Annotated in this window: 14 protein-coding genes and 2 pseudogenes; 4 read left to right on the top strand and 12 right to left on the bottom strand. The window is 45.6% G+C overall.

The window, feature by feature from the left end:
* Positions 1-66 precede the first annotated feature (66 nt).
* From QQF33_RS09470 to QQF33_RS09420, 11 genes are all read right to left on the bottom strand, one after another.
* Complete coding sequence (locus QQF33_RS09470; RefSeq protein ID WP_285157720.1) at positions 67-1,701, bottom strand: PglL family O-oligosaccharyltransferase; 1,635 nt, start codon at positions 1,699-1,701, stop codon at positions 67-69.
* 33 nt (positions 1,702-1,734) lie between these two features.
* Complete coding sequence (locus QQF33_RS09465) at positions 1,735-2,025, bottom strand: hypothetical protein (protein WP_285157719.1); 291 nt, start codon at positions 2,023-2,025, stop codon at positions 1,735-1,737.
* A 16-nt stretch (positions 2,026-2,041) separates the two neighbouring features.
* Positions 2,042-2,521, bottom strand: coding sequence for a hypothetical protein (locus QQF33_RS09460; RefSeq protein WP_285157718.1), 480 nt, complete (start codon positions 2,519-2,521; stop codon positions 2,042-2,044).
* A gap of 10 nt (positions 2,522-2,531) precedes the next feature.
* Complete coding sequence (locus QQF33_RS09455) at positions 2,532-3,056, bottom strand: fimbrial protein (RefSeq protein ID WP_285149605.1); 525 nt, start codon at positions 3,054-3,056, stop codon at positions 2,532-2,534.
* A 134-nt stretch (positions 3,057-3,190) separates the two neighbouring features.
* The gene (locus QQF33_RS09450) at positions 3,191-3,658 is read right to left on the bottom strand and encodes a fimbrial protein (protein WP_285157717.1); all 468 of its coding nucleotides are present in this window, start codon (positions 3,656-3,658) and stop codon (positions 3,191-3,193) included.
* Positions 3,655-4,164: a fimbrial protein gene (locus QQF33_RS09445; RefSeq protein ID WP_285157716.1), complete on the bottom strand. Its 510-nt coding sequence runs from the start codon at positions 4,162-4,164 to the stop codon at positions 3,655-3,657. Before QQF33_RS09445 ends, QQF33_RS09450 begins: the two co-directional genes overlap by 4 nt.
* Before the next feature lie 15 nt (positions 4,165-4,179).
* Positions 4,180-4,668, bottom strand: coding sequence for a fimbrial protein (locus QQF33_RS09440; RefSeq protein ID WP_285157715.1), 489 nt, complete (start codon positions 4,666-4,668; stop codon positions 4,180-4,182).
* 24 nt (positions 4,669-4,692) lie between these two features.
* Positions 4,693-5,442, bottom strand: coding sequence for a fimbria/pilus periplasmic chaperone (locus tag QQF33_RS09435; protein ID WP_285149756.1), 750 nt, complete (start codon positions 5,440-5,442; stop codon positions 4,693-4,695).
* Between the two features lie 47 nt (positions 5,443-5,489).
* Positions 5,490-8,009, bottom strand: a complete 2,520-nt coding sequence (locus QQF33_RS09430) for an outer membrane usher protein (protein ID WP_285157714.1) — start codon at positions 8,007-8,009, stop codon at positions 5,490-5,492.
* A gap of 44 nt (positions 8,010-8,053) precedes the next feature.
* Complete coding sequence (locus QQF33_RS09425; protein WP_285149610.1) at positions 8,054-8,491, bottom strand: fimbrial protein; 438 nt, start codon at positions 8,489-8,491, stop codon at positions 8,054-8,056.
* Between the two features lie 167 nt (positions 8,492-8,658).
* Positions 8,659-9,186 (bottom strand): fimbrial protein, encoded by a 528-nt coding sequence (locus QQF33_RS09420; RefSeq protein WP_285157713.1) that lies wholly within the window; start codon positions 9,184-9,186, stop codon positions 8,659-8,661.
* A 339-nt stretch (positions 9,187-9,525) separates the two neighbouring features.
* Between QQF33_RS09420 and QQF33_RS09415 the strand changes: the two genes are divergently transcribed.
* Entirely contained in the window at positions 9,526-10,425 is a 900-nt protein-coding gene (locus QQF33_RS09415; protein WP_285149613.1) for a helix-turn-helix domain-containing protein, read from the top strand.
* Positions 10,426-11,036: 611 nt separating this feature from the next.
* Here QQF33_RS09415 and QQF33_RS09410 read toward each other — a convergent pair.
* Complete coding sequence (locus QQF33_RS09410; RefSeq protein ID WP_285157712.1) at positions 11,037-11,846, bottom strand: hypothetical protein; 810 nt, start codon at positions 11,844-11,846, stop codon at positions 11,037-11,039.
* Between the two features lie 188 nt (positions 11,847-12,034).
* Between QQF33_RS09410 and QQF33_RS09405 the strand changes: the two are divergent.
* The 3 genes and pseudogenes from QQF33_RS09405 to QQF33_RS09395 form a co-directional block, all read left to right on the top strand.
* A pseudogene (locus QQF33_RS09405) lies at positions 12,035-12,563 on the top strand (integrase core domain-containing protein); the annotation flags it as partial.
* A 74-nt stretch (positions 12,564-12,637) separates the two neighbouring features.
* A pseudogene (locus QQF33_RS09400) lies at positions 12,638-13,236 on the top strand (tyrosine-type recombinase/integrase); the annotation flags it as partial.
* Between the two features lie 477 nt (positions 13,237-13,713).
* On the top strand, positions 13,714-14,586 hold the full coding sequence (locus QQF33_RS09395; protein WP_390888468.1) for a RepB family plasmid replication initiator protein: 873 nt from the start codon (positions 13,714-13,716) through the stop codon (positions 14,584-14,586).
* Positions 14,587-15,285 lie beyond the last annotated feature (699 nt).

The raw sequence follows: 15,285 nt of genomic DNA, 5'->3' as shown, positions 1-15,285 counted from the left end.
GGGAGACTAAATTATTCTATTTTTGTTTTTTTACATGAGAAAAAAAGGTTATTTATAACATATTATTTACCCACGCGGCCCCTGCTGCACAGGTGATTTGATCACGTCGTAGAGATGCTGCATTTCCTGCGCACCACGAATATCGCCTCGGTAACGCATAATCATGATCCTACTGAGCAGCACATTAGTATCGGTATTCCGTTTTATCCATTGGGCCGACCAGACCATAAAACGGCTGAGATCAGCTTCCTGGTGTGTTACGTTGTAATCAACCAGTAATGCGACCATAGAATCAAACTCAGCACGCCTCGGTTGCGTATAAAAATACCACGGTAACGTTGCCGGGAAATCGGCTAGCCCCACTCGCTCATAGTGTGTCAGTTGCGCATTGGTATAAAGACCTATAGCACTATATCCCACTAATACAACAGCTGACACAGTGGCAACCAGTGAACCGATCTTACCTGTTTTGTACCTTTCCACGCTTTCCCAATTGACTGCCGATTCCACCATGCCCAATCGGAGCAGCAAAACAAAGACACCTAAATGGAAAAAGGATTGATAAAAAGGATATTCAAGATTCAGATGTACACCTAACGGAATGATCAGCAATGAATAACCCGCAGCAAGCTTTCCCTTTTGCAAGGCCACGACCATATTTTTCAGCCATCCTAGCACCAGCAGGACCACACCGGAAAACGCTATTACTCCCCCCTGAAACCAGGCAAATAACAGTTCATTATGTGGATGGGGGATCCATCCCCCCAGATGACCCGGGTTTAGCTCAGGATGAGCAGCCATATAACGCGTGAACTGCGCCGAAAATGCGCCATACCCCCAACCCATCCACGGTTTATCCATGATCATCTGCCAGGTCACTTTCAGAATATTCATCCTGATGTGGGTTGAAGCCGAATAGTCCCGTCCCAGGGTGTAAAGCTGTCCGTCAACATTGACGGTGATGTGATGAACGACCCAGACACCTGCCAGTGCACATACCAACATTGGACTAATACTTGCCAGCACTCGAGACGGTTCCTGAAAGGTAAAAAGCAAAGCCAGCAGTATTATGATGAGAATGGCCCCCAACTGCCCAGTCCGTGACTGATTCAGCATTAATATAAATGCCATCAAACACAGCCCACATACATAGCTTCGGCGCAAGAGAGCACGTTTCTCTTGGACTAGCAATAAAAATCCACACCCCATGCCAGTCGCCAGAAAACTGCCAAACAGGTTAACCTGCTGAAAAATACCAAAGGGCCGTCCCTGATTACGCAGCCAGTTATATTCAAACCAATGTAGTGCCAGGTTGGGCAGGAAGGTTTGGATCAGACCAATCGCACACTCTACCAGAGCCAGCACAAATATCGCCTGCAGGATCTTTTTTTTACTGCCTGCGCGTATTGAGACTCGACTTAACAACCAAAGCGCCACTCCGGCCAGCAACAAAATAATCACACCAGGGCTACGTTGAACTGACACTAGCCAGGGTAAAAGCAGTAATAGATATCCCAACTTAATAAATGGCTGCGGGTTAACAACACGCCTCTTATTTGATGATCGCCACAGCATAATGATAGCGATACCATAAATACCCACCATCACCAGATTAAAAGGGAAATAAACACCCTGACCACCAGATGAGGGAATATAAAGACACAATGAAATGAAAATACTAACAAATAAAACAATTACCATCGTAACAACCTAAAATTAATAAGGCATCATAACTTAATAACTTGCCCCGGCATTAATACTTTCTGCTCTTATACCTGACAATGTTGACAGTATTGGAAGTAATGTGGAGCCTTCTGGAAGATCAATCTCGGTAACAGGTGGTTTATTATCCACCTTGATTTCAGCACGCCCGGAGGGTTCAAAAACGATGTGGTTTTGTGGTTGAATTAGGCTGAATGCTACTGTGGTTGGTGCAACACCGCTTACGCCCACGTTTTGCGTGGTGCTATTTCCATTTGTTGCTCCCATTCCCATCGTGCCATGGTCAATTAATATTGTTGACATATTAAGTTCACACCAGTCATACATAGCCAGACGAAACGGGTATGCATCCACCAGGAGAAATTACATCTGCCCAAGGAACATTGCCTGAAACGCTAGGTACAAATGCGTACGCAATACAGCTAGAAGTTTGGTTATCTAAGAGTGTCGCCGTATTCAACTGAGCACTAGGCACATCTGTATATAATCTCACAGCTGCTTCTGCATAAGTTTCATCAGTATTTGCGACTATCTTTGTACCTAAATTAGTAGTGTAAGCATACTCGTGAGACGTTCCATTACTGGTCTTGTTTATTTGTTTCGTGCCAATCGTAACCAGCCGATGGCCACCATCAACAATCTGATCAACCATACCACCCATTTCAGCCAGTTTTTGCTGATAAGTAAGGGAAATCTGACAACCCGGACACTGTGTTGATTTTAGATCAGTAATAACAGGGTGCTGAGATGCCTCAACACTCCAGCAGACAAATATAATCAAAAAGAGTATTTTATACATTCCCATTTACCTACTGATAATTTAAAACAAATGTCGAGGTCAGACTAAAGTCGCCAACGACAATCTGACGATTGACCAACGCGGATGGTTTCGCCTGAATATAAGCAGCAAATGAGTAATCATTATTACCTGGTGAAATAGTATAATATCCACCGTCTTTATTGAGTGGCAGCAAAGTCCCCTCGGATGTGGTGATACCCAGCGCAATACCTTTCGCCACACTTGTTGGATCCAACGCTAATAGCTCTGGCATTTCGCTATCTTCAGCTCCCTGGAAGGTAAACGCTACGGAATTATAAACCGTGGGGTCACAATCCGTTAAATGGATAGTAAATGGTTTACTGGCGGTGCGCTGATACTCATATAAATAGCTTTCAATAATAGTACCGAAATCAAGATGAATATTGGCATTCTCATCAGTCAATGTACAAGGTTCAGCAACCAACGCACCGGAAAAATGCACATTATCGGACACTGCATAGCATGAAAAGGCACTCCCAATCAGGCACAGTACCAGGAGAGGATATTTCATCATGTAATATTCCTGAATATTAGAGTCGGTAACAGACGATCTCTGAATGGTTAAATTATCGCCGCTCTGATGACCCTTATCTAGTATTCATTTTGACGATGAAATAAAAAGATCAGGAATTACAGCCCAGCAACAACTTACAAATAATCAGTTCTCAGCGTCATGGTGGCTGAAAATGCCCCTTCCTCCAACACCAGGCCGGGTTCCTGGACGGGAACCGCTTCCAGTAGTGGCGGAGAAAACGGATCAACAGGCACACGCCTCCCGAATTCGATGCCTTGCCCGTCAAGAAGGATACGGATACCCAATCCGGTTTTATCTGTAGCAATGGCTGAGGAGTCATACGTTGTCGGCCGAGAAGTATCTACTACCAGCGCCAGATTATTGGGGGCATAGCTATTGTCGCACTTGATGCTGTAGTCAATTGTTTTTCGATAGTTGCTGCCGTCTATTTTGGAGATCCCCAGCTCATCGCCAAATGCCACCTCAATGACTCTTCCTTCGTTAATTGTACATGGCGGTTCAACCAAGGTGCCGTGGAAAGCCATATTGTCTGCGTATCCAGGAGCTGAGAAGACCATTGCGATCAAAAGGAGTTTTTTCATTGATACGACACCGTCATGGTAGCCCCAGCGGTAAATTCCCCCGTTGGCAAGTGAGAACCTGGTGCTTGCCGCAGAATGGCTTCCAGTTCCGGTTTGTCCGTGGGGCCAGAAAGCACCAGTTTCTCATTCAGGGGAAGCTTAGTGCCATTAGCCTGAATTTCAATCCCCAACTCAGGAATAGATGCTCCCAGTAACGTATCATCAAACTCCGCCCCAGCTCCAGAAATTCCGAGTACCAGAGTTTTATCTGGATCGCTGTCACCACAGTCCAGTGTATAGTCAATGGTTTTATGCACCAGTCCAGCCGCAACATCGGTCACCACCACATTATTACCAAAATCGACGTCAATCATCCGGTTTTCATTAATAATGCATGAATCTTTAGTCACCGTAACGGTGACGTTAATAACGGCCGTGTTATTCCCTGACGCGCGAGCCTGAGGTATTACCTCCATTGCACAAACCGCGATGAAACAGAGACATAATATCCAGGGACTTAATTTCATTCTCATTTCACTATCTCACCGGTAATCCAACGCAAGCGTCATTAACACGTGTACTGTTTTATCCGGAGCCAACCCGGAGGTAGCGTCAATAGTATAGCGGATACGATTCTGCCCTGCATAAAGTGGCACATCAGCCTTACCATTCAGGATCGGGATTTCTCTTCCCTCGTTATCAAGCAGACGCAATCCAATCTCATTCATACTTCCGACCAGCGATGCTGTATAAACAGGGTTAACTTGCCCGCGAAAATAAGGCGCTATTTCAGCCTCAAAAACAGTAAGCGGCGGTTCTGGACAGTCGGTTAACATGATCAGCATAGGCGTCCTCCCCTGGCGCAAGGTTACCGCCTGCCAGGGCGATGTCATTTCGATCTGACAGGACATTTCCTGAAGCAGTCCGTGAACAAACAACGCCCCGACATCACCGCGTTCTTGCTCTTGATCCTGCGCCCGAAGAGACAGGGTAATAAGACTTAACAGACAAATCAGAGCAGTGCGCTTCATTATTTTCTCAGGCCTATGGCGTTATTAACTTTTCACCAGTTTGCCCTGGCAGGTGCTTCCCGCGCAGGTGAACTGAAGTTTCGGACGACCGCCATAGTCGTTGATATACGAAATGACAGGAGCATTGCCCAGTTCGTTTGCCGAGGCCTGAAGTTCAGCGCTACCTTTAGGGTTTACCATCATTGGGGTAAGGTGAACTGGCGTTCCTTTTACCGATGCACGACCTTCTACCACGGTAAAGAAATAAGGCGTTGGGTTGTTAACAATATATTTATCACCCTGGCGCTGAAGCGTCACTTTCTCTACCCAATCCCCCGTAGCGGCTTGTGTTTTATCCAATGCGATTGCCGCCGGGCGATAGAATAATTTAATGCGTGTCTGCAAGGCAATCTGCAAGGTATTTGGCGTCTTGCTTCGAGGCGGAATTTCACGCAAATTAAAATAGAACAGCGATTCGCGATCCTGAGGTAACCCGCTGACCGCTGGTGACGTCTGGATTTTCACCTGGCTTTTTGCCCCAGCTTCGATGCGCTGCACCGGCGGTAATACCGTCATCGGTGAGGTGATTTTGTTGTTCTGCGCATCTTCGATCCAGCCCTGAGCCAGATAAGGAAGATTTTTGTTCTGATTGCTTACCGTCATACTGACTGAGTCTGCACCACCGTTCACCACCACTCGGGTACGGTCTAACGCAATCGCCGCATTCGCTTGTTGCGCCAGCAGCAGCCCGAGCAGTGTAGCCGTGGTGATCAAACATGATTTTTTGCATTTCATTACGTACATTTTTGTTACTCAATTAAAGTTTATCTGCGCCACCCGCCTTAATGGCCGCATGGCAGTAACAGATTTCCGTTCTGATCTAATCCTGATATTTTGTCCGGGATGGTGATAACGCACTGCATCTCACCTTCCCATTGCACATTCATTTTCTCGCCACTATGAAGACCACTCAGATAGGTTTGACCATCATCATTGACGATCCCTACTTCCTGATCTGCGGCATTACGGACGCTGGCACCAAACGGAGGGAAAGAGCCGTCGGCCAGGCGAATAATAGCCATCGCTTTTTCACCGGAAATAACATCGAACTTACGGTAGCCGATCGCCCCCTCCGTTAGTGTTGCCTGTTCTACGGAACCGTGAGCCTCTGCATTTTTCGGTAGACTGTTAATATCAATACTCAGGTTGTTTTTGGTGTAATTACTGACGTCTGTGATGACCGCTTTGCCAAAGTAGTTAGTCTGAGTTGAAGAGCCAAATCCCTGAACCGGAATATCAGACGCAGCACCAGTGTCGACCATGACACGTGTCCCCCCCATACCATTCACTCGGTGTAATGCCACACCTTTCGGTGTCGCTGTAATGCCTCCACGCAGGGTCATACCAAGGGAGTTATACTCACTTTGCTGATAATCCAGATTGCCAATAATTTCACCTTCGTTACCCATGTGATCGTAATACCCACTGACGTTCGCCTCATGTTCACTGGCACCAACTGCCATCTGATAATTATCACCATTATCCAGATGGTCGAAATAGCCCAGTCGATTGGAGTTACTGCCTCCTCCTGAGGTCATGTTGTAACTGACAGTGCCGCTGTCACCCCATGGAACAGACATCGAGAGATATGCACCATCGTCCGTTCCCTGGGAAAACTCATTACGGTACGCAGTCAATGACATGTTGATGTTCTTCCAGCGGCCAATATCAAAATTACGAGATAACGACACGCTGTAGCGATCTTCTGCCGGAGCGTTCCAGTAGGTTTGATGCGAATAGTTGAGATACGCACTTAACCCCAGTTTTTTTAACTGCTGACTGAAAGAGATGGTGTACATCTCTTTACTCTGCTGGAATGAATCATCCGTTGACATGTAGTTAAGGAAATCATTGAAACTCATGAAGTTTTTTTCAGAGAAGCGATAACCCGCAAACGTCACCTGGCTATCGGTTTCATCAAAGCGTTTTGAGTAACTCAAACGGTATGACTGACCCTGCCTGTTGACCGTATCCAGTTCCGCATTGGAACGCGTAACATCCAACGCCAGCGCCCCCAGCGCTAGCAGATCGCGGCCTACCCCAATGGCGGTCGCGCGATAGTCCTTGCTTGCAACAATACCGCCATACAGAGACCAACCGTTGTTGATCCCCCATGACATTTCACTGGAGGCAAAATCCTGACCTTCAACGGAGTGTTCTGTGCCTAATGGCTTACCTCCATACAGCTTGTAACGCACGCTACCTGGTCGGGTAAGATACGGTACACTTGCCGTATTGACCTTATACTGCTGGTTCGAACCATCCTGCTCTTCAACCCGCACATCCAGTGTGCCGGAAACTGCACTATTAAGATCTTGAATTCTGAACGGCCCCGCAGCGACCTGAGATTGATAAATGATGCGACCCTGCTGCGAGATAATAACCTTCGCATTCGTTTTGGCTACGCCTGTCACTTCAGGTGCGTATCCGCGCAGGTTTGGTGGCAACATATTGTCGTCGCTCACCAGGCTTGCCCCGATAAAGCTAAAACTATCAAACAGGTCGGAGTTGAGGTAATCCTCTCCTAGCGTCAGCTTCGCGCCCATTGAAGGAATTGCGCGATACAGATATACACGGTTCCATGTCCATTCTTTCTGACCGCTATCTGTGCCATCAGCATTATTTTCATAGTTGGCCTGCCAGTCTCCTCGCAGACGCCACGCACCAAGGTTGGCCCCCATGGTACCGTTGCCAGAAATCGTTTTATCACTCCCGCTCTGATCATTATTTTTGCGGCTCGTGACATCAACGCTGTAATCCGCCAACAATCCTGGAACCCCGTTATCCCACATACTAGTAGGAACCCAGTTGTCTGAGGTATATTCCAGATAGGCTTGTGGGACGTTAACATTTAAAGTGTTTTCCCCCATATCCGGACGGATATCAACCCCCTTTAGCGAGGTGATGTCTACACACTGGTTTTTATGCCAGAGTGGAAATTGACTGAGAAACTCTTCTTTAAATCCCATTTGCTGAACAATTTCAGGTTTAAAACAGGCCAGCGTTTGCTTGCTGTCTGTATCAGAGACATAAACCGGTATAGGCTGCTCTTCCAGTTCGTTCTGGTTAACCCTGATTTTAAAGCTGTAATCCCCGGGCATGATGTAGTTGCCCTTAGAAAAACGGCTCAAATCAATATTACTTTTATCTTTAACATCCAGTATGTCAGTATTGAACTCAATACCATCGTCAGCCCTAGCACAGCCATACAAGGTGCTGTAAATACTTATTGCCAGAATAGATATTTTTAATATTCTTTTTCGACTGGAACTACTGTTTTCCTGCATTGCTAACTGCGTCATACACTCCGCCAGAGATACCGTCGAATGGCATTTAAAATTAAGATTCAGAAATAAGTAACACGATATTTAATCACGGAAGAATACTCTCCAACGCGTAAGTGATCGTGCGTTGTTTTTAGCTGCAATACATAATCCAGACGAATGCTTTTATTATCAATGCGAACATAGGACATCGGCCGCCCCGGAATGGCGCTCTCACCATATTTATTTGTGAGTTGTAACGCAATACCGCCAGCGCTTCCTGAGATATCAAATAACCCGTTGTTGCTAATACCATCAAATGTTACTTGTAGATAATGCCAAGGCTCAGAATTAGACAAACCATCCTCGAGTGAGCACTCCGTCAAATAGATTGAAAATTCTTTACGTTTTCCCTGACCTGTACGACGCATTTTTTCAATGTTTTCGCTCCCCATATTAATTGACTGGTATCGACTTTCCATCGCCAGTGTACAAGCGTTGGCCAGAATAGAACCTTCCATGTTGACCTGCCCGTCCAGGCCAATATCGTACGCATAACACGTTGAATCAATTAAAATAATAATTAGATATGAAAAAATGACAAATAACTTTTTGATGTGGCCTCCTTTGAGTCAGAGGTATTGATACGCCTGAGTAACAGGCGTATCCGGCTCAGAAAGCGTCGAACTTACTGGTATGCCATTGTGAAGTCAGCGATAGAGCTGAACTCACCAGGAACCACTTCAGAAGCGCCATCACCCTGCAGATAAGCAGAGAACATCAGTGTGTTAGAACCATCCTGCAGCATATGTTCGTTAGTCGGTTTGCCCAGAGAAATCGGATTACCGCTACCATCAGTCAGTACAATGCTGGCACCAGAGGCGGTACCGGTGATCCCCAGGTGATCAGCAACTGCACCTTCCGCACCGGTAAAGGTGGTCGTCACTGTTTTATAGGTACTGGTATCGCAGTTTTCTAATTTAATTTCAAAAGGACGAGGAGTAGAGGTACCTGTATTTCCGTTAGCATTTAATGCAACGTTAGAGATTTCACCCAGTTTAACTGTCTGACCATCTGAGTCTGGGGAAATTGAGCACGGTGCATCAATAATAGAGCCGATGAAGTTAATAGTACCATGGCCCTGATCTTTCGCCTGAGCCACAGATACAACGCAACCAGACAGCACAATTGCCGCCACAAACTTGTTCAGTTTCATTTTTTTTCCTAACACATATAAGACATCATTAATTTAAACATGGTGCCAAATAGCTATTCCAATAGCACCTGCTTGAGTTGAATTATCCAGCGGATGCATTCGATGTTCAATAGCAACGCTCGCCAATGATATAAATAGATCGTAAAACACAATTCATTAACAAACAAGGACGTAAACTTCATAACTCACACAGAATTTTTCGGTCTACCTTGATTTGTATGCAATTTATGACTACATTTAGCATTCCCAAGATTTAATATAATAAGATATAGTTATTCACTTTTTACCATTGCTCAGATCGCTTCTTATACCAGCCAGTTTCTAACCGATGAGGCTTACTTGCGCAAAACATTCATTATCGACCTGCTGCGCTGGATACACAGCAACCTCGATCGTGACATTAGCATTAGCGAAATTGTTCAACGTTCAGGTTACAGTAATGCCCAGCTGAACAGGATTTTCAAATCCGACGTAGGATGCACATTAAAAGAATATGTCACGAATTGCCGTCTTCAGCGGTGCGCCATTGTATTAAAATTTACGTCTACACCTGTCCATGAACTTGCCAGCCGTTATCACTATTCCAATCAGCAGGCATTTAGCCGTTTCTTTAAATCTTTTTATGGCGTAACCCCCCAAGAATTTCGGCAAAGCAAACACTTTGATTTTCACAATCTTTTTGCCTGGAAGCATCGCCACGAATTCGAAATAGCGGGATGTCAGGTTGAATTTATCCATTTTGAACACCTGGAGCTTGTGGGCACTTCAGCACAATACGAACTCTCAATTACTGGAATTGGCTCTCCACATACAGAAGCTCGTGCCGCCGTAGAAGCTGCATTTCAGTTATCGACTCAGAGACCTGTCGATGAAATTTACACGCTGTGCAGGCCAGTGAAACGAGGGGAAAGGAACGTTTGTTTTGATTATCATGTCGGAGTGGAAAGGGAAAAGCTCACAGCACATTGCGATTTACTTCCTTTACCGAACGTTACCGGAGACTATCTGAAATTTAGCTTTAGTAACCCCTCCTTCCGCCCCTATGAGTACAGCGCCATTGCTTACTGGGGATTCATCTCAACTAACGGGATCAAACGAAGGGATGGCTATGATGTAGAACATTTTAATTTTTCGCATTCTAATGAGGCGGGGGGTTACGCCTATACACTTTATATTCCCGTGCTCTTCGATAACAGTCTCATCGATGCATTGCTTCTTGCGCGTGAGGGATGGATCTGAGCGACATGTTTTCACGAAGAAAACACGATATGTCGTCGCGCACTGAATTTGACTACTTGAATTGAAAAATATTCAGACCGACAGTGGTAAAGCGGGTCAGTCCGAGACATAGCCATTTCTTCGCTGGCCAGACCCATTACGGTTATTTGTAAGCCACTTCATACGTAAGCGTTATGTGAGCGCCGTATTGGCGGCTGTTTTGAATCGCCACGGGTAATCTAGACACTTCCGAGCCTTTGATAATACTGGTTTTTATATTCTGCCGGTGACATCTGATCGCTAGAACCATGTCAGCGAACTGCTCCCCTGGCGCATCACACTGCCAGTTGAATAACGCATCCCTGTCAATACGGCTCTCGCTGTACGCTTACAGATTTCGGGTATGTATCTGTGCATATCATTTATCATCATGTAAAAAATAATATATGCACAGATATAATCTGTGTCGGCGTAAAGGGAAGAGGATAGGAACTTCCGGTGAGATAATATAGAAACCCTCACAGTCAAAGGTGATTTTTCACACTCCATCAGCCAACTTTTTTCAGCATATAAATATGAAAGGATTGTTAAAAGACTAATACCCATGGCAGAAACGCTATCTGAATTATATATTAAAATAACGCCATGACTAGAACTGTGCTAGCGCTGTTCACCCCTTCTGATGTAACTCCTGTGAGCTGATCGCTAATTAATAGCTCAGAATCACCGGCAGGGAGATCTATACTGCTTCCTAACGGAAGATTATTCACTTTTATTAAACTCTTACCTGATGGTTGGAGATGCAAATAGCCATCAGGATCTAATATATCAAACCTGACATTAGTCTCTGAAACACAGTTTACACTCATCATCTTTTTACTAACATGACCTTCAACCTTATCAGCGGAAAGGGTGCCATGATCTAATGTTATCTCCGGCGTTGTTATTTCACACCAGTCAGTTGATGGTGGCGCATAGACACATCCGGCAGGGTCGGAAATAACGCTACCGCTAGAGGCACCTTTTTTGTAATAATATGCAACACAAGCTTTATCAACTGGGCTTGAACCCTCAGATCCTGTATTAACAACGGTGCGATCTATATTTAATTGGTAAGCTTCATTTGCTAACTGGCTTTGAGTTTGACTGCCGTCAGAGGTGGCGCATCGACCGCCACTTACAGGGTAGTACTCATCCCAGTTAGATATATAATAATTAATGCAAACTACATAGCCTTTTGGAGCTATAGCATCAACTTCTGGGCCAACCTCAATTAATTGTTGTTTGATATATATCGTCCCATAAGTCATTGACTGTATTGTACTGGTGGGGATAATTGCAGGCCAAGTCCCCGCAAAAGATACTGAACTTGCTAAGCACAAGATGAATAATATAACATACCTAACCATTTGAATTCTCTGTATTCTATAAGAAAATGACATAAGCCACACTAATCCTGCAATCATATTATTTTTTTAATAATGAATGAATTTTATTCATCCATCATGATATTTTTAGAGCTACAATAGAAATTGCGTAACATTTAGGAAACAGTTTGTAGGATTTTAGATATCTATATCTAACAAGTGGTCTAGAGGTGGTAATTGCAGGGTGGCTAGTGATGCTGGTACGTAACCCGGCATCACTGGCCATGCCGGAACCGCTAAACCAGAGCTGATCCATCGGTTTTATGCAAGATGTGCTGGTCTGTGGCCGACGCTTCCGTACCTTCAATACGGTGGACGATTTTAACCGCGAAGCACTGACGATAGAAATCGACCTGAATATCCCGGCGCAACGGGTCATCATTGTGCTGGACAGGCTCATCGCAAACCGTGGATATCCGTTAAAGATGCGGATGGATAATGGTCCAGAATTTGTGTCTCTGACGCTTACGCAATGGGCTGAAGAGCATGGCGTGGCGCTGGAATTTATTAAGCCAGGTAAATACACAGAACGGCTCCATCGAACGGTCCTACCGGACAGAAATCCTGGATTTTTATTCGTTCAGGGCACTGAATGAAGCACAGGAAATCACGGCGCGCTGGCTGGCCGAATATAACAGCGAGCGACCTCATAAATCCCTGAATAAGCTAACGCCGGAAGAGTGCCGGCTGATAGCTGAAAAACGGCTACTCTCAAAAAGTGCGTGGAACTAAAAGAGGTATGCTTACATCATACCCTCCGCACTGTATAGCACTCATCATGAAGCACAACATTATTACCCCAACACGCCCTACTCCACTATGTGTCCGATCTGCATCGTAAGATGTTGCTGGCAACACACTGGAACACGGGCGCGCGTATTAATAAGGCGCTGGCTCTAACCCGAAGTGATTTTTCCCTTGCACAACACTCCCCGTCCGTTCAGTTTGTTACTCTCAAGCAGCGAAAGGAGAAAGCGTCCAGAACCGCTCGTCGTGCTCCCGTTGGCTGCCAGGTTCAGTGGCTGGTTCCGTTTTTGATGCGAACTTTGTCAGCCAGCTGGAGATGATGGTGGTAACGCTGAAAATACCCCTCAGGCGTCGCAGTAAGCGAAGCGCCAGAACCGGGAGAGCACGCATTTGGGGCATTGTCAGAACTTGGCTGAATGAAGCTGTGTACGCTACTGCAGCAGACGGCGTGTATTCTCCGTACTGATCAACCCCCATTCCCACTCCTACGCCATGCACATGCTATATGCAGGGATACCGCTGAAAGTGTTACAAAGCCTGATGGGGCACAAATCGGTCAGTTTGACGGAAGTCTATACGAAAGTACCTGTGCTCGCTGTGGCCGCCTGGCACTTCCATGCCGAAGGCTAAAGCTGTAGCGATACTGCAAGTCAGGTAAGTTATTTCATTATTTTGGATATCAGAGAAACGATATGGACTGGAATCAGGTCGTTCAGATTTGTGCTACATAAAAGAAATCAAGGTGCAGGGGTTTACCTGCCATATTTCACGTAGTTGGATTTTATTGGAAATTAACCAGCCCCTAATAGTTATCCACATATACAGTAGAAAGATCCAAGTTTTAAGATCCAAAATAGATCCTGATCGGATCCATACAGAACCAAACAGAACCAAACAGATCCCCGATCGCTGAGAGCCGCGTCTGGTCTGGCTTCAGTGATGGTTTAGGGGAGCTGTGGAGGGATGAAAGGGAGTTGAAACGGGATGTGAGGGAGCTATGGTGGGTGAAAAGGGAGTTGTGAAGGGAAAAAAGTGATTTGCAGAGGGATAAAAGGGAGTTAAAGTGGGAACAATAGGGAGCTGTAGTGGGAAAAAATCCTGCTCTTTTGCATATATTATTCACAAGGTGGATAAGTTGGAAAATTCTAAGAAAAACATATACTTCTTTCCTGATGCGATTCCTGATTCAGATGAGGGAGAAGGAAAAACATTAACAGTTACCAGTAATTCGAGCGTTCAACCAGCAGCCTTGATGCGTCTGGGGATCTTTGTTCCTACAAATAAAAGTGGTGATGCTGGCGATGCCATTGACGCTAGTGAGATATTGTCGTCCTTAGAGCTGTCCAGATCTGAAGGCTATACGAAGATCATCATTACCGGGCCCAGACTTAACCTCTCTACAGACTTAAAGGTTTGGATGGGAATCATCCACGCGTTCTCAAAATACGGCATTGCCAGTAATGCTATTACCCTTTCATTTCACGAATTTGCCGGCTTATGTCAGATACCGTCAAAACGACTGGATTCTAGGCTCCGCGGAAACATTCGTGACTCCCTTACGCGTATTCGAGGCAAGACCATTACGCTGAGCACTATCGGTTCAAAAGGGGCATACGTCACCGGGTTATTGAAAACCGGGCGTTTCAACTCAGACGAAGATACCATCGAACTTGAGGCTGATAGCAAGTTGTGGGAGCTGTATAGGGCGGATTATCTTACTCTATTACGTAAGAAGCCGCTGAATGCTCTACCGCGGCAGGAGGCGGCCCAGGCGCTCTACACCTATTTGGCCAGTCTTCCAGAGCGTCCTGCGGACATCTCGTTTACCAGACTGAGAGCTCGTCTAATGCTAACCAACCGAATTAGTGATCAGAACAAGGTTATCCGCGCTGCACTTGAAAAGCTGAAAAGCATTGGCTACTTGGATTATCTTCTTAAAAAAGAAGGGCGTGAAACGATGGTGCGCGTTCTTAGTAGAAACCCTGCCTTGAAACCTGGTGACCTGTAGAGGGAAAACGTGACCTGTAGAGGGAAAACGTGACCTGTAGAGGGAAAACGTGACCTGTAGAGGGAAAACGTGACCTGTAGAGGGAAAGCGTGACCTGTAGAGGGAAAGCGTGACCTGTAGAGGGTTACGAAGATATGTAAAGGGGAGCTGAAGCGGGATGTGCTTTGAAATACGTAAAAGTGACCTGAAGAGGGAGGATCCTGACGGTAAAAGGGCCTGGAGAGGGATTGGATTAGTTTCAGCTGAAGGTTTCAAATCTACAGTGACCTCCAGCGGGAGAAATTAGTCCCTGGGATCTGTAACTCCATACACATATCACCCCCTTGCCTGCTACAACTCCCTTCTTTGACCGCGCTTTCCCTTTTGGGGTCACTTTGGCTTAAGTAAGTTACCCGCTGTACGTCTCGGTAAAACTCCCGTTATAGCTCCCTTTTCACTTCCATTATTTCCCTCTACAACTCCCCCAAGCTTGGGTATACATTCCCCTCTCTAGCTCCCTTTTTGACAAGTGCATAATTCCCGCTTCAGCTCCCCTTTAAACTGTTTCTATTCTTCTGGTCATTGATCTATAACTTTCAATTCTACTCTTCCTGTACAAATGCTTATCCGTATTAGCCACTTTTGTAAGGCGTGTGGTGTGTGTAGTAAGACGTTTTTTGACCAACTTTGCAAATTTTGACACGGTTTGCGATTTCAGTG

Origin of the sequence: Lelliottia wanjuensis (assembly GCF_030238365.1) — a bacterium.
GTDB classification, from domain to species: domain Bacteria; phylum Pseudomonadota; class Gammaproteobacteria; order Enterobacterales; family Enterobacteriaceae; genus Enterobacter; species Enterobacter wanjuensis.
Note: the sequence above shows the minus strand (reverse complement) of the source record. Positions and strands in the feature narration are given on the sequence as shown.